The organism is Paenibacillus sp. WG02, from assembly GCF_055396115.1.
On record NZ_AP036016.1, the window covers coordinates 2,368,442 to 2,391,164 of the forward strand.

Below are 22,723 nucleotides of genomic sequence, written 5' to 3' on the forward strand. Positions count from 1 at the left end.
GGTGATCAGGCGGTTTAAATGGATTGGGCCTGAAGAGGATCCCGAGGATCCGCAGTGGTACAAGCGTCCGTTACCGACGTGGAAGAATCGCCCTGCCTTGCAAAAACCGCCTCCTTATTCTGAATCGCTCCGTATCGGTATACTTTACTTGCAAGTTCATTTCAACTCACGCTATAAGAAGGAGGAATGAGGAGCAGTGAAGTCTACATGCGGATCGAAAAAGAAGACGGAGGTGAATGTAATAATGAAAGTGCTTACAAGAGTGTTGCTGGTAACCTTGCTGTTCGGGTTACTGTTTCCGACAATCGCCTACCCGCAAAGTCTCCGGTACGAGGATATGCCACTTGCGAACCCCGGCTTCGAAGTAACCACAATACAGGGGGGCCAACGCGTTCCGGTGAGTTGGACGTCATCGTTATGGGGCAGGACCACCCCAGCGGTTACGGGGGTGAGCAATGCAGATGCTTCGAGCGGAACGTATTCGTTGTACGTGATGAGCGTCGATCAAGGCTCTGCAGGATGGACTTCCGGGTTTCTAAGTGTAACCGAGGACGTCTATGAGATTAAGGGCTCTTTCAAGGCGAGGAAGACGACGGACTACTCGGGCAACGTGCCTTGGGTTTTCCTGAGCTATTGGCAGGACGGCACGTATCTAGGGACCTCGACTGTGGCGGTGACTGCCGGTACAGCCGGCTGGTCGCCAAACGTTTTTCAAGTGAACGCGGGGCAGTTCCCGTCTGGTACGAACAAAGTCCGCATCAATCTGGCGACTTCCCGGGTAGGCCAATCCGGCGCCATTGCAGGCTCTGTACGGTATGACGACGTTGTGATTCAGGCCGGGACTCTATCTGATGTCATTGACATTGCGAATCCAGGTTTTGAGCAGACATACGTCTCCCAAGGAAAGATGCTTCCGTTAAACTGGACATCCGCACTATGGAACCGGACGACTCCGGTCGATACGGCCGTAACCAATTCAGTGTATGCACAAGGCAATCATTCCTTATATATGGCAGCGGCCGACGCAGGGTCGGCAGGCTGGGCTTCGCAGCCGATTGCTGTTTACGGCAGTCCGCAGTCCGTCAAATTGACGTTCGACATTAAGAAATCATCCAATTATGTAGGCAATGTGGCATGGGCATTTATCAGCTTTTGGAACAATTCTACATTTATCGGTACGGCAACCGTGCCTGTCAGCGGGTTGTCGGAGGCATGGTCGGAACAATCCTTGACCTTAAAAGGAGCCCAGTTTCCGCAAGGGACGAATTACATGCGGATCAACCTAGCGACGACGAGGGGCGGGGCTTCTGGCACGTTGGGCGGCACTCTGTATTACGATAACGTGCAAATGAAAACGGTGGACGATTTTTCGCTGACGAGCAGCGCATTTGCCAATTGGTATAAGCTTGGGGAAAACGTCGTGTTTAAACCGGAGAATCAATTGCTGCCGCAATCGGTGCACACGGTAACGGGTACTGTATACGACGAAGAGGGTCAGGTCATCACCCAATCGACAGTCAATCGGCAGACGCTGTTGAGTGATGGCTGGAGCTGGGAGCCCGAACGGGCTGGCTATTACGAAATCGCGTTTGATTATGTCAAAACAGGCGATACGACCCCAGTGGCCCATACCGAAGCGTATACCGTTACTTCGGCAAAGGGGACGGCGGGTCAGTTCGTGAGGAACCGGTACTCCGTTGCCGTAGCGGACGGCGATACGAAGGCAATGTCCCAAAGGAGCCCGATGTTTGGCTTCAGTTATCAGCTTGAAGGGGAGCAAGCAGTTCGGCTGGCAGATAAAATCGGCTTCAGCATGGCGAGAATCCATTCGGTTCCGTGGGGCACACAGTTCACGAACACGGCGATGGCTCTTGAGCCCTCACGCGGTACGTATAACTGGACAGCGTTCGACGCCCAAATCAACATGCTCCGTTCGTATGGCTTCGAGCTTGCGGGCAATGTTTTGTTCACCCCGCAGTGGGCCTCCTCACATCCGGAGGATACGCAGATATATACGGCCGTTCCGGGGTATGCTGCTTATGCACCTGCGGATATGAAGGATTTGGCTGACTTCCTGCGTGCGTTGGTCGACCGTTATGGGGACCGCATAAGGAAGTGGGAAGTCTGGAATGAGCCGCATCTACCTGGCGGAAGTATCTTCTGGCGGGACACGCCGGAGAAGTTTGTGGAGCTATTGAAAACGAGTTATGAAACGATCAAAGAGGAGCAGCCGGATTCCGAGGTTTGGATCGGCGGGCTGGGGGGCAGGCGGTATCTTCCGTTCTACAGGGAACTGCTTCGTTTGGGCGCGACGAGCTATTACGACAAGCTAGCGCTCCATGGCGCCTTTCCCAATGCCGATTATTTCAAGGATTTGGATAATCAATACGAAGCAGCCTCCAAGGATTGGGTTACATCGGAAAGCCATGCCGGCTTGATCAGCTCGATCGGATTAACTGGGGTGCCTTCGGAAAAAGAGATCGCGTTCAAAATTTTGCTCGATTACTTGTATCAAATCAAGCACGGGTCAGAACAAATTGCTTATTTTGAGATGATGAACCAAGTGGAGACCGAGGCGCTTACCTTCGCGAAAGCCGACGGCTGGCATACGCACGCATCCGGCTTATTCCGCAAAAAGCCCCAAATCGAGCCAAGGCTTGGAGCGGTTGCCCTGCACCGCTTCTTGGAAACGGCCGGCCAAACGGTATCGTATCGCGGAGAGTATGCGCTTTCCAGTGTTCAAAATGCGGTATACCTCGATAACGGTGGGACGCCGCTAACTGTGCTTTGGCTTAGTGGCGAAAACGAGCAGGTCATTGATTCGCGCCTGGCAGACGCTTTTTCGCTGCAAACAAAGATTAGTGATTGGACAGGACGATCGTATTCAGCGAACGCTTCCTTGGTGCTGAAGCCTGGACGTATGTATTATATCGAGCAGTTGGACAAAGACAAGTTAGGCGAACTCCCTTTATCTGACGATGTATTACTCTCGGATTACGACAAGGTTAGGCGCAGCGCGACGATTCCAGTTGGTGCCGGTCAAGCAGGCGAGCTGTTTGATCATGAAACCGGGGAGCTGCGAACGGAGCCGATTACATGGATCGAAAACGATTGGGTGTTCGATTCGGAGACGGGGCAAACGCGTCCGCCCGGCTTTGATGCAAAGTTCGCAGTTGGCTATACGGAGGATGGCATTGATCTCACCGTCGACGTTGCAGATGCCGTCTTTGTGCAAAACGAGACGGCCGGTTTGTACTGGCGGGGCGATAGCTTGCAATTCGCCATCGATACGTACGGGCTGGGCGCACCAGCGGAAGCGCGCATGGATTTCCAGGCGGCCCTGACAGCAGAGGGGCCCAGGCTTTGGAAGGAAACGACGCCTTATATCGGAGGCGATCTTCCGTACAATTGGACACAGCAGCAGCAATTCGTCCAGCACGGGCAAATCCATATCGACCGTACGGGAACCCAAACGCTTTATAAGATCCATCTCGACTGGTCGGAGCTATATCCCTATGTTCATCAGGCAGGAGTCCCGATCTATATGTCTGTGCTCGTCAATACGAATGACGGAACTGGGCGGATCGGCTGGCTGGAATGGGGGAGCGGGATAGGCAGATCCAAGGATCCTTCTCTCTACGGAAAAATAACGTTGAATTAATGGCCTTAGTCAGCTTATTCGGAATGTTTATCTTTTTCTTGGCGGGGGCGATTCATCGCAATCGCCTTTTTTTCATCTTTGCCCGGCCTGCTTTTACGAAAACCGGTAAAGCATTTATAATAGGATGCAGTATGGCTTATAGTGGCTTGGTTTGAAGGGGGATTAGGATGGCTGCAAAAAAGGTTTTTTCCATGACGCTCGTCAAATACATACTTTCCTTTTCTTTAATTTTTTCAATTCCGCTTCTCATCATGGGTGGTCTGATGTATAAAAACATGGTTATGAATGTAAAGAAGGAAATCGAAGCTGCGAACATGGACAAGCTTCAGCAGGTTAAGGAAACTGTCGAAGGACAAATGAAGGTACTGCAGCAAATTGCCGCGAAAATTTCCTATGACCCCAGGCTTACCTCTTATATGGTGAGGAATGACAAATACACGGCCAAGGAAGCTATTACAGAGCTAGACCGTTACAAAGATAACAGCGGCATCATCGACGATTTATTTTTATTTTTTCGAGGAGATACCACGATTTATTCATCAAGAGGGCTGACGTCCTTGGGAACATTCCTTGATCGTTATTATAAATTCGAGAACTGGGGCGCGGATACGTTCATTCAGGATATCAACGGTACGCCCAGACCCATTATGAGACCATCGGAGAAGGTCGAGATTAATAATTATGAAGAAAAGCGATATTTAACCTACGTCGTTCCGATTCCGTTCAATCAGGACGTTCCATTCAGTACGGTCCTGTTCATGATCAACGAAACCCTGCTAACGAATCTGTTTGAACATGTGCTGGGAGAAAAGAGCGGCAGCGTGTTCATTTTGGATGAAAATAAAAACTTGTTGGCTACCAAAAGCAAAAAAACGAGCTTAGTCTTCCGTGACGTGGCAGATTCCTTGCACAATATCCACGATACAGGCGTATACACTTTCCGCATCAACGGAGAAGAGCAGTCGGTCGTTTACCTTAGATCGGAGTTGAATGGATGGTCTTACGTGGTGTCCATGCCGACGTCTCAATTTCTAGCCCGTGTCGTGGAAACGAAAACCTTGCTGTTTTATGTGCTGTTGTCTCTGACATCCGTCGGTTTGACGCTTATCATACTGTTGTCCATCAGGCAGTACAAACCGATTCGCGGTCTGATGCAGTATATTCAGCATAATTGGTCTGGCGAAGCGGGGAAGTCGACAAAAAACGAGCTGGAGCTGATTCACGATACGCTCGTTACCACGTTCGATAGCAATCAGCAGTTAAGGGAGCAGGTCGACGCGCAGCTGCCTGTATTGCGCGAGCGTTTCCTGACAGATCTGTTGAAGGGCAGCTTCAAAAGCAAGGAGGAGCTTCAGAAAAACCCGTTTTATCAGGAGTTTAGCGCGAGCGATTCCTCTTATATCGTCATGCTGCTTGCGATGGAGAAGGAGCGTGGAGAAGACGGGCAGCGGCCGGTATTTACTGGATCAACACAGCTTTCTTTCGCGGGCGGAGCAGCCTATGCGGTGGAGCTCATACATGAAGGCACACTAGCGCTTGTTGTCGTCGTGAACGAGGGGAATGACATACATCATAAAGTCCAGAGCTTTGCCAAGGAACTGCATAAGTCGCTCGAGGACAAGCAAGGTGTACAGGCGACAATAGGAATCGGAACGGCATACGCCGAGCCGGAGCAAATCAGCATATCCTTTATCGAAGCTTCAGCCGCCATGGAGTACAAAATGAAAGCGGGAGTCGGCAGCATTATCTTTTTCGTGGACATCATGGCGCTGCAGGAGCATACCTTCTATAATTCCGCAGAGGAACAGGTACGGTTTATGCAGAGCTTGAAGCAGGGGAACGAAACAGTCGCGCAGGAAGCGCTTGCGGCCATGCTTCAGGGCATTTATGACAAATCAGTATCCATCCTGCTCGTCCGCTGCATGTGCTTTGACATCATCAACGCGGTATTCAAGACGATCAGCCAAATGAACATAGGCGATTACTCGCATCGGATCAGAGGCCTGCTTGAATTTCAATCGCTGCAGGAGCTCGAAAACAGACTGACGGAATTGGTCTCCGACATTTGCGGTGCTGTACAATCCATAAATGAAAACAAAAATATGGCTTTGCGCGACGATATCGTGCAGTTCGTCCATGAGCATTTTCGAAATTATGATCTGGGCCTGGATCAGGTAGCCGTACGATTCCATCTATCCGCTTCTTCGTTAAGCCGGTATTTCAAGGAGCAAACGGGCTCTAACTTTACGGAGTACATATCGGATTTGAGAATTGATGAAGTGAAGCGCGAGCTGCTGCAAACCAATAAATCCATTCAGGAAATCATTCAGGATGTCGGCTATGAGGATATTTCGCAGTTTCGCAGGAAATTCAAGAAGCTGGAGGGGGTAACGCCAGCACAATATCGCAGTTTATATGCCAAAAACTCGCAGTAAATCAAGGCAACAAATTTCGCCCCCCTTGCAAAAACCGCCTTCTTTACGGGTAAGCTCGCTCCGGTTAGATTTAAGCCTATCAGAGCGGAAAGGAGGTGCAAGCCAAGCATGGGAAAGGTCATTGCGAATCATGCGATTACGTCGACAACAAGGGCAAAAACGAAATCCAAATCCATGAAGCGCATATGGAAAAACTGGGAGCTATATGTATTCGCCTTACCCGCAATCGCTTACTTTATTATTTTTCACTACATTCCTTTATATGGAATTCAAATCGCGTTCAAGGATTTCACAGCAATAAAAGGGATTTGGGGAAGCAAATGGGTAGGCCTTGAGCATTTCCGGCACTTCTTCGACAGCTATTATTTTTGGTCGCTCATCCGAAATACGATCGGCATCAGCCTATACGAGCTGGCGGTAGGTTTTCCAATACCGATTATTCTTGCACTCGCGATGAACGAGCTGAAGAATGGTTTTTTCAAGAAGCTTGTGCAGACGGTGACCTATATGCCACACTTCATATCGGTCGTAGTTATGGCAGGTATTATTATCTCTTTCTTGTCGCCGACTACGGGTATTATCAATCAGGTGATAAAGGGCCTCGGTGGAGAACCAATCGCTTTTTTGATGGAGCCGGGATGGTTTAAAACGATTTTTGTCCTCTCTGGCGTGTGGCAGAACATGGGTTGGGGGACGATTATTTATCTGGCGGCACTTGCGGGGATTGATCCTCAGCAGCACGAGGCAGCCGTTATCGACGGGGCGACCCGCTTGCAGCGCGTTCGGCACGTTAACATACCTGGCATAATGCCAACTATTGTAATTTTGCTAATTTTGAACGTAGGAAGCTTTATGGCTGTAGGCTTCGAGAAAGTGTTTTTACTGCAAAATCCAATCAATATGGAGTCTTCGGATGTCATTTCGACCTTCGTTTACCGCAGCGGATTGCTCCAAGGGCAGTACAGCTTCTCGGCGGCGGTGGGCTTATTCAATGCGATAATCAATTTCGTGCTGCTGATGACGGTGAATAAAATCGCGAAAAAGACAAGCCAGACGAGCTTGTGGTGAAATGAGGGTATGCAATGATTCGAGATTCGTGGACGGACGTATTATTCACGGTTTGCAATAAGCTGTTTTTGGCTATCGTTTTACTTTTGGTTTGTTATCCTTTGATCTATATCATCAGTGCTTCCATCAGCGACCCGATTCTGGTCAACCAGGGCAAGCTGTGGCTGTGGCCGCAGGGAATCACGTTCGAAGGCTTCGAGCGGGTGTTTCATAACAAGGAGCTGTGGGTCGGCTATCGAAACACGATCTTGTACACCACTGTTGGAACCGCTATCAATTTGCTTGTAACGCTGCCATGCGCATATGCGCTTTCCCGGGGGGATATGGTGGGCCGCAATGCGATCATGGCCGCTTTCGTCTTTACGATGTTTTTTGGCGGGGGCTTGATCCCGACCTATTTGCTGATCAAGAACCTCGGGATGACTAACACAGTATGGGCTTTGCTGATCCCGAACGCAGCGACGATCTGGAATATCATTGTCTGCAGAACATTTTTTCAGATGAATATTCCCAAAGAGCTTCAGGAATCAGCGGAAATAGACGGATGTTCCAATACACGCTTATTCGTAAGCATCGTGCTGCCCTTATCGGCGCCTATTATAGCTGTTATGTCCTTATTTTACGGTGTTGGACACTGGAATGCTTTCTTTAATGCCTTGATCTATTTGTCCGATCGGAGCTTGTTTCCGCTGCAATTGATTCTTAAAGAAATATTAGTCCAACAGCAGGTCAGCTCGGATATGATGACAGGCGGGGGCGGTGATCTCGATGCGCTGGCGGTTCAGGCGCGTATTGCGGAAATCGTCAAATATGCGGTTATTATTGTTTCGACGCTGCCGGTTATTATCGTATATCCATTTGTTCAACGGTATTTCGTGAAAGGCGTTCTGATCGGATCGATTAAAGGGTAGTCCAATGATGAATAAAGAGGGGGATCTTCATGCAAAAACAGGTCATGATCGGCTTGTCACTGACGTTAGCTGGTACGCTGGTAATAGCTTGCTCCAAGGAACCGGTGGCTCCTAAGAGCGAAGGAAATCAAGGAAAGGCTAGTACGCCCGTCAATTTGAATGCAACGGGTTTTCCCGTGGTCAAAGAGAAAATAACCTTGAATCTGCTCGGCTCCAAAGCAGCGATTCAAGGCCCATGGGATCAGCTGCAATTTTTTCAGGAAATGGAAAAAATGACGAACATCGGCTTCAAATTCGACACGCCGTCATCGGACAGCTATGACGAAAAGAAGAATCTGGCATTCGCGAGTGGGGAAGTGCCCGATCTATTTTTCGGGGGCAAGCTCACCGTTAATGACGAAATTACTTACGGCGGTCAAGGCGTGCTTATTCCGCTTGAAGGCTTGATCGACAAGTACGCGCCGAACGTCAAGAAACTGCTCGATACGAATCCGGATTTGAAGCGCTCGATCACGACGATCGACGGGCATATTTATGCGCTGCCGCAAATCAACTACGTGCCCAGGGATCAGGCGCTGGCGAAGCTTTGGCTTAATAAGCAATGGCTGAGCAACTTAGGTCTGCAGCCTCCGACGACGGTCGATGGTCTGTATCAGGTGTTGAAAGACTTCAAAGAGAAGGACCCGAATAAGAACGGCAAAGCGGACGAAATTCCGCTGTCCTTCGATAAAGCGACGCTTCCGATGCTGCGATCAAGCCTGTTAAGCTCGTTTGGTATTATTAACAATAACATCAGAGTTGATGTCGTTCAGGACAAAGTCGTCTATGTCGCCGTTCAGGAAGGGTATAAGCAATACCTTACTTTTATGAACAAGCTGACGAACGATAAGCTGCTGGACGAGGAAGCTTTTACACAAACGAATCAGCAGATGGTGGCAAAAGGAAACGGCGGGAGGATCGGAGTTTTCTCTAATGCTGGGGCGTATCTCGTTTCCACCGTAGAAGACAGCTATAATTACATGGCACTGCCGCCGCTTACGAGTAGTACCAACTCAACCAAGATGTGGCCGAAGAGCGCCGGTATCACCCGAGGGACATTCGCAATTACGAGCAAGAATAAGAATCAGGAAGCGACGATGCGTTGGGTCGATTACTTGTATTCCCCGGAAGGCGGTGCTTTCGCTTCTCAAGGACTGGAGGGTGTCGGCTGGAAGTGGAACGATGCCAGCAAGACGAAGTGGAGTAAAATTCTCCCGGAAGGCTACAAAAACACGGAGGAATTCCGCGGTGGCAAAATAACCCCAAGCGCTGGCACTGTGCTTCCGGGCATCGTCGATTCGGAATTCATTTTGAAGCTTGACCTGGCGCACGTAGCCAATTTGGACAAAGAAGTGAAGCAGGCCTACACGCCTTACCTAAAAAACGGCTATCCGTGGGTTTACTTTACGCAGGAGGAGCAGAAGCGCCTGACCACGCTAGAAGCTGATTTGAATACGTATATCGACCAGATGGAGGCGAAATTTATTTTAGGAAACGAGCCGCTGCAAAACTGGGATAAGTATGTGGATACGATTAAAAAAATGAAAATGGACGAAGCGGTTGGCATCTATCAGGCGGCCTATGACCGTTGGAAGCAAGTCAAATAATCGATCTCCTATTCCCTCCAAACGTACCCAAAAAACCTGGCCATTAGCCAGGTTTTTCTTGTATTTCAAACAATAATACGGCAGAATCTAAGGTGAACAATTATTATAAAATGAGGCTCGATGGATCGGATAAAACGCGGTTGTGGTGCAAAGCTCTGGTTCATGTTAACATCATTGAAATGAAGTCATGGGATGGAGAAACTTACTTTGGAAGCTCAATGGAAACAATATGAGTCGGCAATCATTTTACTAACGGTGAGATGGTATTTGAAATATAGTTTAAGCTATCGAGATATAGTTGAAATGATGAGTGAGCGAGGATCAAAGATTTCCCATACGACGATCATGAGATGGGTCCATGAATTTGGACCTGAAATCGACAAACGAATCCGCCCCTTTTTGAAACCTACAAACGACACATGGCGGACAGACGAAACCTACGTCAAAGTCAAAGGTCAATGGACGTATTTATATCGGGTAGTTGATTCTAGGAGTAAAACCATTGATTTTATGTTATCTGAAAATTGGGATATGCAAGCAGCTAAACGCTTCTTTACAAAGGCTTTGTCCTCTCTTCATAATCAAATCCACGTGTAATCACCCACCCAAAGGAAACCTTGATTAGACAGACAAAGTATCTAAACAAAATTGTGGAGCGACATCATCGATTCATAAAGAAAATTACAAAACCGATGCTTGGTTTTAAAACGTTTCTAACTGCAGAACAGACATTGAAGGGAATCGAGGCCATGCATATGATTAGGAAAGGGCAGGCTGTTGATAATTCGTTTGCCCTCTCAGCTGTTGAATGGGTCAATAAAATTATTGGTCTAGCGGCATAGTTAACGTACAATTTGTCGGGTAGTTGCTGTCCTTTCTAATTCTTGCACCACAACCAAGATATGAAATCCCCATCCTTATTCGGACGGGGATTTTGGGTTTACACGGAATTCTCCCGCGTAGTGCCAATGGCCTTTTTGAACACTCGGATGAGTTGCGGTGCGTTGGAATAGCCAACTGCTTCAGCGATTTGAGCCATGTTCAGCTCAGTGTTCAGCAGAAGATGCTTCACTTTATCGACGCGAAAATTTGTAACATACTGGATAAATGTGATCCCTACACGGTTTTTGAACAATTCGCTGAGGTACGAAGTGCTTACGCCACATTCATCGGCAATCATTTGTAAGGACAAGTCTTGCGCATATCGACTTTCAATGATCTGAAACATTTTGCCTTCGATATCTTCTTTCTGACGCTTATTCAGTTTCTCGATCAATTGAGGTAAAGCATCCGCGAGAATACCGAACATCCACTCGGACATTTCTTCCCTGCTGCTCAAGCGCATAAATTCATCATACAATTTCCGGCCATCCAACATATCATGTTCATTTCCGAAGATCCGAACGGCGGAAACCAGCAGCTGCAGGCAGAACGTTTTCATTTGGCTAAAAGGTATATGCTGCGCTTTCAAATCATCATTAAAATGCTGTAAGGCTTCTCTGGCGCCCTGCTTGTCACCTGAGCGAATATACCGAAAGAGGCGATCCTCCCAAACAGTCGGATAATGAGCGATAGCAGCTTCTGCACGAATCGTTCCGCCCGGTAAAATGACTTCATTGCCGTCGCCAAGCCAGTGGCGCTGCAGCGTCAGCGTTGCTTCCATAAACGTATCAGGCAATTCGTTCAATGAATGGGCGATGCGACCAACGGAGATCGTGACAGAGTGCTTCAAGATTTTCAAGATCGATTGTCGAAGTGTTTCAGCAGCCTCTTGCAAAATCCGTTCTGTTGAGGCTTCGGACATATTTAAAATCACAACGGCCTGCTTAGGGATCAAAACCGTTTCGATTGGCATCATCTCGCTAAGCAGCTCCTGCGCGATATTGGCAGCAGCGAATAAGAACAGCGGCTCATCGTTTTCATGAAATGTTCCTGATTGGACAGCATCCATTTCGATAATAAAGACCGAATAATGAGGATGCGTGAAGGAACTCGGCAGTTGTGGCTGCAGTTCTGGGTTTTGAGCGGCATCCCCTCTAAGCTGACCTTGCAAGAGAGCCTGCAAATAGCTGTTGCGCATGACCGCGTTTTGTACGAGATGCTTCTGTTTGTAATCGTAATTCTCGGCCATAAGCTTCTTAATGCGCTGTTCAATCTGCTCGACTTTCATATCTACGGATCGGCTGACGGAACCTTCTTCCGCATTATTATCGCTCACGCTGCGATTCAATCGATGAAGAAGTTGACGCACACCGTTCTGAACTCGTTGAAAGCTGAAATAGGACGTAATTAACGCAAGCAACGAGAACACGATGGTCGTGATGATGATGATGCGTTTCAAGGCTTGAACGCTTTTCGCTGGCGTATTGGCCGGTACGATCAATGCATAAGTCCAGTTGTTTTTGTCAGAGTGACTGTAGGTGACGAACGCATCAGGCTGATGCATGCGAGAAGTGGCTGACAATCCAGGGTGATTCGTCCACAAATGGGTGATGTTCGCAATCTCTTCTGGATGTAACGCCTTGTCGGTGTCGGTCGCCGTGATCAATTGATTGTTCTCATTGAAGATGTAGAGGCCTTCGCCTTCGCCTAACGGGAAATTTTGCAGCAGCTCACGCAAATACGATTCTTTGACGTTTATCACGAGGACGGCTTTCATCTCATTATTCACATAGGGCAGGATGCGAATATAGGAAAAGGTCTTCCCAGTCTGACCAGTAAATTTAACCATGGTACGCGGTGCGATCCAGAAGCTTTTGCTGCCGGACGCAGCAGCTTTGTTCACGGTATCCAGCCACCCCGTATCAGGAAAAGAGGAGCTGCCGAACGTCGTTACGCCTTCTGGGTAAATAACGGTATTTTGGGCGACGTGATATAAATAGACGGAATCGATGGACTTTAATAAGAAGGCAAACATGGAGAGATCATTCACGACGCTTGTCGTGAGCGGAATGGAACCGATCGAAGGGCTGGATCCGATATTCAGCAATTCGGTCACATTCGTTTGCAGCGAAAATTGATTGGAGAATTGTTCGATTTGGTACGTCAATAAATCCATCTGATCTTTCATTTGAACAATGGAATGCTGAGAAGAACGTTCCACTTCGGCTTCTACAATTTTCGTTCCTGTCCAATACAGAATGGTGCCGAAGAAAACAATCGGAATCAGCGACAGCAGCAAAATAATCGCAAGCCATTGCCGCCCTGCCCACTGCTTCCACTGAGACAACTGTAATAAACGCATGTGACGCCCTCATTTCTACTTGCTTGTCTGATTGGTCATTTTGAGTATATCTTAATTGCACATCAATTTCATGTCAACGCTTTCAAATATATGTGCCGAAAAACGGACAATGTCCTGTCAATTTTGCAGGCTGCGCCACGGCAATTGCTTGATTACGTAAGCGAATTATTGGTAATTGCATTGAAATTGGATATAAAGGTACAGTGATGGCAGATCAAACAAACGAAAGGAGGGAGCGATTTGAGCGAACTGCTGAAATCCTACAAAACACATAGGGCATTGATCATCATGTTCCTTCCGGGTTTCCTGGTATTTCTTTTATTTCGATACGTGCCGATCTACGGCTTGCTGCTCGCTTTCAAAGATTACAGAATTCTGGAAGGCATTTGGGCAAGTCCGTGGGCTGGTTTGGATCATTATAAACAGCTGATTAACGGCCCGGGTTTCTTAACCGCATTACGGAATACGGCATTCATAGCCATTCTAAAGTATGTGTTCGTGTTCCCAGCACCGATTGTACTAGCCTTATTATTAAATGAGGTACGCAAATCGTGGTTCAAACGAACGATCCAGACAGTTACATATTTACCGCATTTTTTCTCATGGGTCATTCTCGCAAGTTTGCTCTTTACATTTCTAAGTGCAGACGGGGCGATGAATGAGATCGTAAAGATGCTCGGCTTCGAGTCTATTAACTGGGTTTCTGATCCGCACAAATTTTACGGTCTCGTCGTTCTCTCGGATATTTGGGCAACGGTAGGTTGGAGCTCGATTATCTATTTCGCGGCATTGGCAGGCATTGACCCCAGTTTGTATGAAGCTGCGATTGTTGATGGCGCCAGCCGATGGCATCAAGTCAGACATATTACGATACCTTCGCTGATGCCAACCATCATTACCATGCTGCTGCTTAGCATCGGGAACTTCCTAAATGTAGGCTTTGATCAAATTTATAATTTGACCACAGCGCCGACAATGGAAGTTGCGGATATTCTAGATACCTTCGTGCTGCGTAAGCTTGTGGCGATGGATTTTGAGCTAGGAACAGCTGCAGGATTTTTCACATCGGTCGTCGGTTTCATCTTAGTATTTACGGCTAATCGATTAGTTAAACTATATGATAAAGACCAAGGTCTATGGTAGGAGGTACGCATATGATTCGCAGAACAGCTGGTGAGAAGCTCTTTGATGTTGTCAATACGTGTTTCCTATTGTTGCTCGCACTTAGCACGATATACCCGTTAATGAACGTATTAACGTATTCCTTAAGCTCGCCGCATACAGCGAACTTACCGGGATTACATTTTTTCCCGACAGAGCTCAACCTTGACCCGCTTAAGAAAATACTTAGCAATCCGGATGTGTACCGAGCGTATGGGAATACGATCGTGAGAACTGTACTCGGTTCAATCACACTTGTATTACTTACGGCAATGATGGCGTATCCCTTATCGATTCGCACATTTCCGCATCGCAAATTCCTCTCCTTATTGCTGGTCATAAGCCTAATGTTTAACGGCGGGTTGATTCCGACCTATCTCTTGGTTAAAAGCTTAGGCTTGATCAATACGATATGGGCGCTAATTTTGCCTCCAGCCGTGGGTGGTTTTAACGTCATGGTCATGCGCAACTTTATGCAATCGATTCATTCAGAGCTGCTTGAATCAGCGAAGATTGATGGCGCCAGTGAGTTTACCATTTTCACACGAATTGTACTGCCATTATCCATGCCTGTAATTGCTGTCATCGGATTATGGGCCGTAGTGTTCCATTGGAACTCTTGGTTCGATGCCATGATCTATACAACAGGACCTAAGTATGAGGTAGTTCAGATGTTTCTTCGCAGAACGGTGCTGAACGACTCTAATACATCACTTCTGATTGACCCTGCAAGAGAGGTTCAATTATACACACCTGTCACTTTAAAATCAGCAACGATTATGGTTGTGACTCTACCGATCTTGCTCGTCTATCCATTCTTACAGCGATTCTTTGTCAAAGGAATCATGATGGGTTCAGTCAAAGGCTAAATAGAAAGCGAATTCATGTTACTTCGGTTATGCGAATTTCCTTTGTTCAAGGGAATCCTTCATAATATTAGAAATGCAATTACAATGAGGAGGTCATAGAAATGAAAAAGGTATTTGTAAAGACAATTACAGTAGGTGTAAGCGCATTATTCTTATCATCAGTAGCACTCGCGGGCTGCGGCAAGTCTACCGATACGCCAGCTGCATCGACTCAAGCCAGCACTCAGCCAGCTGCAGCAGCAACACCTGCTCAGCCGCTAACGATTAGTTGGATGGTTCCGCAGTTGACAGAGGAAAACTCTTACGGTCAGAAGTATTTGGAAGAGAAGTTTAACATTAAAATTAAACCTTATATGATTGCTTCGGCTGATTATGCCCAGAAGCAGCAGGTTACACTCGGTGGCGGCGATATTCCAGACGTCATGATGGTGCTCGACCCAGTCAGCTTGCAGAAGTACGCTTCACAAGGCTTGCTGGCAGAAGTGCCGTTAGATACGATTTCGAAAACGATGCCGAAGTATAAGGCAGCACTAGATAAAGATGCTCCGCAAGGCTGGTTCTATTCGTTAGCTAGCGGCAAAAACTATGGTGTCACGACGTTCTATCCTGGCGGTCGCTTTAATGCGAAAGCAGAGTGGCGTACAGATTTGCTGAAAAAAGCGGGCATTGATAAGATCCCGACAACGATAGATGAAATGACAACTGCGTTCGAAGCGTTGAAGAAAATTGGCGTATATGGCATCTCTTCCGGAGCGCCAGGCAATCAATGGTTCGGCTTGTTCAAGCAAATTTTCCCTGCTTACGGTGTAACGCCTCCACAATGGATGCTGAAGGATGGCAAGGTCGTGAGCGGCGCTGTTCAGCCTGAGGTTAAAGCGGCATTAACGACGTTGGCAGATTGGTATAAGAAGGGCTATGTGGATCCTGACTTCGTAACGGGCAAGGATTACAGAGAGAAATTTATTGCAGGCAAGCTTGCTTACTATGACTACGGCCCAGCGAACGATGCGGACGAAAGCATCGCAACCTCCGGGATCAGTTTGGCGAAGAAAACAAATCCGGACGCGAAAATTGAGATTGCGCCGCTACCTAAAGGACCAGGAGGCCAAGGTGACTGGGCATGGGGAGCTGCAGGTAATATTATCGCTTTCGGTAAACAGCTTGAGAAGCAACCTGAAAAAATGAAAAAGATTATGGAGATTCTTGAAACGGTTGATACGAGCGATCAAGGCTTCATGGATTTGGCTCTGGGTAAACAAGGTACAGACTGGGATTTCAAAGACGCTGCTAAGAAGCAAGAAGGCGGAGCTAAGTTGCTGGCACCTAACGATAACCTAGATAAGCGCTATGGTATGGGGCTTGGTGACGGAGCTTCCTTTAATCCGTTCACTCGTCAATTCGCTGCCGATGTTTCGGACAAATGGGCTGTTGCAAACATTACATTGGCAAAGGCATTCAATATGCCTAAAGTTGACTTGTTCGGTAAACCAGACGTAATGCCATCTTCCGGCAAATATTGGGCAGATCTAATGAAATTAAAAAATGAAACGTTCATTTCAATCGTTTCCGGCGCGAAGCCAGTATCAGCGTTTGACGATTTCGTGAAACAATGGAACAGTCAAGGCGGCGAGCAATTGGCTAAAGAAGCGAATGAATTGTATGCGCAAGTGAAAAAATAAGGATTACGCAGTGATTGTGAAAGCAAAGGGGATCGATAGCGATAATTGATCCCTCTGCGTTTCGCATAAATGTAAAGCGCTCACATCCAATGGCGGGACTGGCGACATCGTGTTCAGCTATTAATCGATTATTGACGCGCCGAGCAGTATAGCGGACCTTCGGGGTCTGCTATACTGCTTTTTTACTCAACGAATAATTGGCAATTGAATTAAAACGGTCGTCAGACCGATACCGAACAACTGGGCTAATCGTGTCACTCCGAAATATTGATAATCGAATTGCAATGAATCGGAGGAGCTTAATAAGTTTGGCGTGAAGTATGAACGAATTATTGGCAATTGCAATCAAATGGCATTCGACGCTACATTTTAATGGCATTCAGTCCACATGTAGGATTATGCAAGCAGTAGTAACCTAAGCGAGTAACAAAAGGAGGCTCATTTATGCCAAGTCTGCAGACAATGCTCAATTTAGAAAACGGCAAAAGCCAGTGTATTGTAACGTACGGAACAAGTTTAACGGACGGAGCAGTTTGGGTGGAGGATCTGGATGCTCAACTTGAGAAACGATATCCTGGACTTGCAACTGTCATCAATAGTGCGAAAGCCGCCATGTGGTCGCAATGGGGAGTAGAAAACTTAGCGGATAAAATTCTCATTCATAAGCCCGACATGGTATTTATCGAATTTGCCATCAACGATGCGTACTTGCCGTATGAAACTACACTCGACCAATGCAGGAGTCGATTGGAAAGGATGATTGAAAGCATACTGGAAATCAACTCGCAGTGCGATATCGTTCTTATGACGATGAATCCTCCAGTTGGGGGTTCACTAGATGTAAGACCGAATTTTAATGAATATTACGAGTTATACCACTCTGTGGCTAAGGAACGAGAGCTATCTCTTATTGATCATTTCGCAGCATGGAATGCGATTTTAGTTGAAAATCCGGATCAGTTTCATCAATGGGTGCCAGACAGCATTCATCCAATTGCAGAGGGAAGTCTAGCCGTTACGGCAAAGGGAGTTCAACAATTCTTGTTTGATAGGAATTCATGAAGATGAACGCAGAATGGAGCTGAGGAAGATGATGAATACTCAGACTGAGCAGCTGTGGCAGAAGCTGTGGGATCAATATGGCTGCAAGCTTCAAATTGACGATGGGTTAGTCCATGTAGGCAAGCCTGGTCATACTGCGGAGGCTTCTAAGGTTAAAGAAGCACATGATGGACGTTCGACTGCAGCTTATTATGTGGTGGCTACAGTGCTTGGTGTGCTCGATGAATCAGAGAGAATGCGCATTCTACAGGCGCTTGCCGAGTTGCAGCTGACGGACGATCTAACCAGTTCGCATTATGGAGCATTTCGCTGGTATCGGGAAGAAACGAGGCTCAATGACTCCAATGCGGCGTTCTTTATTCTGATGCCACTGGTCGTCCTAAGGCTGTTAGCAGTAGAACACATACCAGAAAATCAGCGTGGGTTACTGGATCAGATGCTGGAACGCGGCGCTAGTTGGTTTGCGCATGAGCTGAAGCAGCCGATTCTGTACTATTCGAATAAAATTGTAAGCGACGGCGCGCTGCTCTTGGCAATCTCGAGAATTTGCTCACTGCCTGAGCACGAACAGATTGGCATCGCATTTTTCGAACGCTGGCTGGATTACACGGCTAGCCGTGGCTGGGGCTGGGGAGAAAATCTGAGCCTGGTCTATATTCAAATTATTATGAATGCGCTTCGCATTGCCAATATTGCATTGCAGACCTCAAATACAGAACTGCGAACAAAGCTGCAAGGTGTAATGGATAATTTAATCGATTACGTTAGGTTCCATGACGGATTCGAGTTCGTGCCGACCATTCGTAGCTACAATGTGGAAGGTGTTTTGCATCCGAAAAGTTTAATGTGGCGCATTGCCGGTGTGGAATGTGATCCGGTAACCGAAGTTGATACCCTGGGCAATTTGGAAGGCGGCGTCTATTACTGGTTATTCGAAGAGGAGCTGCAGTGGGCAGGGCCTGCTCCTGAGCTGCCTGCGCTTCGGAAGCGGCTGGAACACGTGATGGATGATCACTATGCGTATAGCTGGATAGGCTTAACAGGTAGAATCGGGAGCATTAACCGTTTCCCGGTGATTGCCGGTTCGTACCAATGGCCGACATGGGGCTTGGGCTGGCAATCGTATCCGGTATCGCTCGCGGTGAGCGGCCAGAATGTGTCATACCTTAGCTGGCATGTCCATGATGGCGAAAGGGTGCGTACACATCCGGCCAGCTACGCAAAGGCTTATTTAGGTCCCTCCTTATTCCGGGAGACTTGGTACCCGGATGTGCAGCTGCGTTCGGTACAGAATGACCATGTTGTGCTTGTCGTGCGTAGTATGAGCAGATTACATAATGAAGCGTGCGAGATTGCCGATGAGTGGGTCGTACCAGATTGGACTGGGAACACAGGTGTTGCTTCTGACGCTGACGGCAGGGAATGGACGGTACTGCAATATCCCGAATCGGCGGTTCTGATCGCCCCTCTTTCCGGCATCGCCTATGGCGAACAGTCTCGTAAACTGCCACAGCTTCATTCTGATCTGGATGGCAATACGCTTCGCTTACGACAACTGCTATATGCGGGAGAAACGCAGCTTTTGCAGCAGCCTAGGTTGGAGAGCGGCTGGGCGATTTATTATGCAGACGGGGTTAGCAGCTTCGACCAAGCCGTTTCGGTGGCAGCCAGGCTTCGCATAGATGAGAGCTCGTATAAAGACGGAGAGGTTCCTCGGGAACCTTGTATGGAGATTAGAAACACCCAATTGTTCGAAGCTGATAAGCAACTGGTCGAGCTGATGCTCGATCCACATCTAATGGAAAATGGAAAGCGGTGACTTGTCATGAAACAAATAATGAATTCCAATCAAACCGAAGTTCACGCACTGATTGAAAAAGTAATCGGTCAACTGAAGCACTTACAGGGCGGTGCTGTTGAAGAAAGCTGTCCGATCGGCATTATTTCCATGGAAAACTGGGAGTGGCCGCAAGGCGTGGGTTTATTCTCGCTTTATCTATACTATCGGAAGACAACGAGACAAGACATCAAGGAATATCTGATCGACTGGTTCGATCGCAGAATTGCGGAAGGGCTGCCATCCAAAAATGTAAACACAATGTGTCCGATGCTGACGTTAAGCTTCCTTGCTGAAGACACGAAGCGCGAAGACTACATGGCGCTCTGCCGTGAATGGGCTGACTATGCCGTTAATGAAATGCCGCGTACCGAGGAAGGCGGTATTCAGCACGTTGTGTCGGGACATCTGAATGAAGGCGAAGTGTGGGATGACACGCTTTACATGACCGTGTTGTTCGTATGCCGCATGGGGCTGCTGCTAAATGAAGATTCCTATATCGATGAAAGTGTGTACCAGTTCATGCTGCATCTCAAATATTTGACAGACCGCCGTACGGGACTTCTGTTCCACGGGTGGACCTTTAACGGCCGTCACCATTTTGCAGAAGCGCTATGGGCTCGCGGTAACTCTTGGTACACCGCCGGACTCGTGGATTATTTGGAAATGATTGAACTTCCGAAGCCGGTGGAGCGGCTGCTGCTTTCCGCATTGGAGCAGCAAGCGTCTAAGCTTGCAGAGTTGCAAGCTGCAGACGGCATGTGGCACACGCTTCTCGACGATCCGAATTCCTATACGGAAACATCGGCTACGTCGGCTTTTGCATACGGCATTCTCAAGGCAGTTCGTAAAGGCTACCTCCCTGAATCGTTTAGAGAGATCGGTACGAAGGCGTATGACGCAGTCGTATCAAAGATTGATTCCGCCGGCCTCGTGCATGGCGTCTCTTACGGTACTGGAATGGGTCGTACGATCCAAGAGTACCGCGATATTCCTATTTGTCCGATGCCATATGGTCAATCGATGACGCTGCTAATGCTGATTGAAGGGTTGGAACATCTATGAGGAAACCGTTCTATGGTATATACGAGCAAAAGAAGAGAGCGGAACAGATATTGAAACTGCTCGTTCGTTACCATTTGCAGGATTTCGATGCGGATGGCAAGTATAACGGTACGGACCCCATTACGGGGTTACGAGAGCGATTGTGGTTTGCCTATTCGTTCTTAGCTGAGGGTTCTGAGGAAGCTTGCCACTCCGGCAACCGAATTATTGAAGCCAGCCAATACACACTATGTCATTTTGCTCCGAAAATCGCCATTCAAATTCTAATGAAATACGATGATCATCTATCGGAAAAGGCAAGGAATTGGCTATATGGCTATATCGAAGAGGCCGTTAAAGAAAGCAGCTCCGATGAAATGGATTTTGTCGGGGTTAACGATAATTTTCCTTGTATGAGCACATACATCACACTGATCGGCGGACAGCTTATATCGCGTCCTGATCTGGTTGCGATAGGGGCCAAGCGTCTTCATCAATTGAAAGCGATGTTGAATCGGCGAGGCTTTGTAAGTGAATATAACAGTCCTACGTATTCAGGGATTCAGTTGGAGTCTTTGGCAGAGATCGCCAATCATGTTGAGGATGATGAATTGAGGGACATTGCCCTTAACTGCGAAGAGCGCATCTGGGCGGACCAATTGGCTCGCTTGTATATGCCGGCCTCTCAGCTGGCTGGCCCATACTCGCGCGCCTACACAGCGGATTCGATGGGACATACACAGCACTTTGCAGTATATGGATTGCTTGGCGATCAACTTCCTATGAACCCGCTGAACACGTTGTTCAGTGCTCGGGATATTGATTCAGGGTATGCCATTCACATGAACATGGCGTTCTTGCAGGTGACAGTAGCAAGCATGATGAATACGATCTACCATTGCCCGGAAGAATTGGTTCATCATGCATTAAACAAGGACTATCCTTATGAAGTTTCGGGAACTGCTGAGTTTTCATCCTCATCCGATGAGCATGCATGGGAAGCTCCGCAGGACCTTGTATTAGCGGAGGATATGACGGAATATCCGGCAGGTGTTGGCTCCAATACCACGTTTATGACGGAGAATTATGCATTAGGTACAACCACGCATGAGTTCCATAATGGGGTGCAGACGGATGCTTTTCATTTGCTGCTGCGACGGGATCCTAATAAGGAAGCTTCACTTCGCAATTCACGAACTGTGTATACCAAATATATCGTGAACGAGAAGAAGCCTGGTCAGTCGAACGCGTACGAACGAATGTCGATAATTTCACCTGACTATTCCCTATGGGATGAAGGGCGGAAACTGGCTTTCCAGCATCAGCAAACGGCGATGATACTCTACAAGCCGAAGCGGTTTGCCCGAATGCAGGTGTCCAGTCTGAAGTTATCTGTCATCCTTCCATGTCCGTTCAACGAACCAGACGAAATGTGGCTGGGTGACAGGCAGCTTAAGGATAAGATAGGAGAAAGCTCGGAGCCGTGTCCTGTCATCGTCAAAGATGGGACAGTGTATATGGCGTTCTATCCACTCTTGCTGACGAACCACGGCCGACATGCCGCAGTGAAGGTGGAGCGAGTGAACCAATTTCTTATGATTTCATTCTACAATTACGAAGGTGAAGCGAGGGATTTCGACCCGAAGACGTTTGTATTGACGGGTAATGGATTTGTGACCCGAATTTCCAGCGAGCAGGAAACGAAAAACTTCGAAGCCTTCCGTGCTGCCGCCGGAAATGTACATATTCATGACGAAACGCATTCGAGTCCGCACTCCCGCCGTACAGTGCTGAGAAGAACAACTTTTAATGCGGGAGATACGACACTGGCTTGTGAATACAGCCCGATCAGCGAAGGGATCAGGTATCTCGAGGTGAACGGGCAACTGCTTGCGAACGAAAAGTTAGCCATAAGCGGTTATGATTGTAGTCGGCTTCCATTCATGTAAGTTGTAGAAAATGAAAGACTTCTCGGCTTTCGTTTTCGCCTGAATGGTAGATCAATTGATCAAATGGAAAGGAGGAGAGGCAACGGCAGTTAAAAATCAAGCTCTAACTTTGCCTCAGTGTTTAATTACTGACAATTTATGAAATCGCTTGCGGAAT

14 protein-coding genes and 1 pseudogene are annotated in these 22,723 nt (G+C 47.7%); 14 read left to right on the forward strand and 1 reads right to left on the reverse strand.

The window, feature by feature from the left end:
- Position 1 precedes the first annotated feature (1 nt).
- The 7 genes and pseudogenes from ACBP55_RS10760 (at position 2) to ACBP55_RS10790 (ending at position 10,563) form a co-directional block, all read left to right on the forward strand.
- A complete protein-coding gene (locus ACBP55_RS10760) occupies positions 2-190 on the forward strand; it encodes a hypothetical protein (protein ID WP_464651410.1) in 189 nt (62 codons plus the stop codon).
- 54 nt (positions 191-244) lie between these two features.
- A complete protein-coding gene (locus ACBP55_RS10765; RefSeq protein ID WP_464651412.1) occupies positions 245-3,661 on the forward strand; it encodes a beta-galactosidase in 3,417 nt (1,138 codons plus the stop codon).
- A 167-nt stretch (positions 3,662-3,828) separates the two neighbouring features.
- A complete protein-coding gene (locus ACBP55_RS10770) occupies positions 3,829-6,096 on the forward strand; it encodes a helix-turn-helix domain-containing protein (RefSeq protein WP_464651414.1) in 2,268 nt (755 codons plus the stop codon).
- Between the two features lie 108 nt (positions 6,097-6,204).
- Positions 6,205-7,164, forward strand: a complete 960-nt coding sequence (locus tag ACBP55_RS10775; RefSeq protein ID WP_464651416.1) for an ABC transporter permease — start codon at positions 6,205-6,207, stop codon at positions 7,162-7,164.
- A 14-nt stretch (positions 7,165-7,178) separates the two neighbouring features.
- A complete protein-coding gene (locus ACBP55_RS10780; RefSeq protein WP_464651418.1) occupies positions 7,179-8,075 on the forward strand; it encodes a carbohydrate ABC transporter permease in 897 nt (298 codons plus the stop codon).
- Positions 8,076-8,104: 29 nt separating this feature from the next.
- Positions 8,105-9,721 (forward strand): extracellular solute-binding protein, encoded by a 1,617-nt coding sequence (locus ACBP55_RS10785; RefSeq protein ID WP_464651420.1) that lies wholly within the window; start codon positions 8,105-8,107, stop codon positions 9,719-9,721.
- Positions 9,722-9,913: 192 nt separating this feature from the next.
- A pseudogene (locus tag ACBP55_RS10790) lies at positions 9,914-10,563 on the forward strand (IS6 family transposase).
- 98 nt (positions 10,564-10,661) lie between these two features.
- Here ACBP55_RS10790 and ACBP55_RS10795 read toward each other — a convergent pair.
- On the reverse strand, positions 10,662-12,965 hold the full coding sequence (locus ACBP55_RS10795) for a helix-turn-helix domain-containing protein (RefSeq protein WP_464651421.1): 2,304 nt from the start codon (positions 12,963-12,965) through the stop codon (positions 10,662-10,664).
- A 240-nt stretch (positions 12,966-13,205) separates the two neighbouring features.
- Between ACBP55_RS10795 and ACBP55_RS10800 the strand changes: the two genes are divergently transcribed.
- From ACBP55_RS10800 to ACBP55_RS10830, 7 genes are all read left to right on the forward strand, one after another.
- On the forward strand, positions 13,206-14,108 hold the full coding sequence (locus tag ACBP55_RS10800; protein WP_464651422.1) for an ABC transporter permease: 903 nt from the start codon (positions 13,206-13,208) through the stop codon (positions 14,106-14,108).
- Positions 14,109-14,119: 11 nt separating this feature from the next.
- Positions 14,120-14,995 carry a carbohydrate ABC transporter permease gene (locus tag ACBP55_RS10805; RefSeq protein WP_464651423.1) on the forward strand — a complete coding sequence of 292 codons (876 nt, stop codon included), beginning with the start codon at positions 14,120-14,122 and terminating at the stop codon, positions 14,993-14,995.
- 101 nt (positions 14,996-15,096) lie between these two features.
- Positions 15,097-16,674 carry an extracellular solute-binding protein gene (locus ACBP55_RS10810; RefSeq protein ID WP_464651425.1) on the forward strand — a complete coding sequence of 526 codons (1,578 nt, stop codon included), beginning with the start codon at positions 15,097-15,099 and terminating at the stop codon, positions 16,672-16,674.
- Between the two features lie 444 nt (positions 16,675-17,118).
- Positions 17,119-17,736 carry an SGNH/GDSL hydrolase family protein gene (locus ACBP55_RS10815; RefSeq protein WP_464651427.1) on the forward strand — a complete coding sequence of 206 codons (618 nt, stop codon included), beginning with the start codon at positions 17,119-17,121 and terminating at the stop codon, positions 17,734-17,736.
- Between the two features lie 28 nt (positions 17,737-17,764).
- On the forward strand, positions 17,765-19,555 hold the full coding sequence (locus ACBP55_RS10820) for a hypothetical protein (RefSeq protein WP_464651429.1): 1,791 nt from the start codon (positions 17,765-17,767) through the stop codon (positions 19,553-19,555).
- A 6-nt stretch (positions 19,556-19,561) separates the two neighbouring features.
- Positions 19,562-20,638 carry a beta-galactosidase BglB gene (gene bglB, locus ACBP55_RS10825; RefSeq protein ID WP_464651430.1) on the forward strand — a complete coding sequence of 359 codons (1,077 nt, stop codon included), beginning with the start codon at positions 19,562-19,564 and terminating at the stop codon, positions 20,636-20,638.
- Positions 20,635-22,566, forward strand: coding sequence for a hypothetical protein (locus ACBP55_RS10830; RefSeq protein ID WP_464651432.1), 1,932 nt, complete (start codon positions 20,635-20,637; stop codon positions 22,564-22,566). Before bglB ends, ACBP55_RS10830 begins: the two co-directional genes overlap by 4 nt.
- The last annotated feature ends 157 nt before the right edge of the window (positions 22,567-22,723 follow it).

What these genes read in the sequence shown, in the direction of transcription:
- ACBP55_RS10765 (WP_464651412.1), top strand. Translation starts at nt 245, where the DNA reads ATGAAAGTGCTTACAAGAGTGTTGCTGGTAACCTTGCTGTTCGGGTTA.
- ACBP55_RS10770 (WP_464651414.1), top strand. Translation starts at nt 3,829, where the DNA reads ATGGCTGCAAAAAAGGTTTTTTCCATGACGCTCGTCAAATACATACTT.
- ACBP55_RS10775 (WP_464651416.1), top strand. Translation starts at nt 6,205, where the DNA reads ATGGGAAAGGTCATTGCGAATCATGCGATTACGTCGACAACAAGGGCA.
- ACBP55_RS10780 (WP_464651418.1), top strand. Translation starts at nt 7,179, where the DNA reads ATGATTCGAGATTCGTGGACGGACGTATTATTCACGGTTTGCAATAAG.
- ACBP55_RS10785 (WP_464651420.1), top strand. Translation starts at nt 8,105, where the DNA reads ATGCAAAAACAGGTCATGATCGGCTTGTCACTGACGTTAGCTGGTACG.
- ACBP55_RS10795 (WP_464651421.1), bottom strand. Translation starts at nt 12,965, where the DNA reads ATGCGTTTATTACAGTTGTCTCAGTGGAAGCAGTGGGCAGGGCGGCAA.
- ACBP55_RS10805 (WP_464651423.1), top strand. Translation starts at nt 14,120, where the DNA reads ATGATTCGCAGAACAGCTGGTGAGAAGCTCTTTGATGTTGTCAATACG.
- ACBP55_RS10810 (WP_464651425.1), top strand. Translation starts at nt 15,097, where the DNA reads ATGAAAAAGGTATTTGTAAAGACAATTACAGTAGGTGTAAGCGCATTA.
- ACBP55_RS10815 (WP_464651427.1), top strand. Translation starts at nt 17,119, where the DNA reads ATGCCAAGTCTGCAGACAATGCTCAATTTAGAAAACGGCAAAAGCCAG.
- ACBP55_RS10820 (WP_464651429.1), top strand. Translation starts at nt 17,765, where the DNA reads ATGATGAATACTCAGACTGAGCAGCTGTGGCAGAAGCTGTGGGATCAA.
- bglB (WP_464651430.1), top strand. Translation starts at nt 19,562, where the DNA reads ATGAAACAAATAATGAATTCCAATCAAACCGAAGTTCACGCACTGATT.
- ACBP55_RS10830 (WP_464651432.1), top strand. Translation starts at nt 20,635, where the DNA reads ATGAGGAAACCGTTCTATGGTATATACGAGCAAAAGAAGAGAGCGGAA.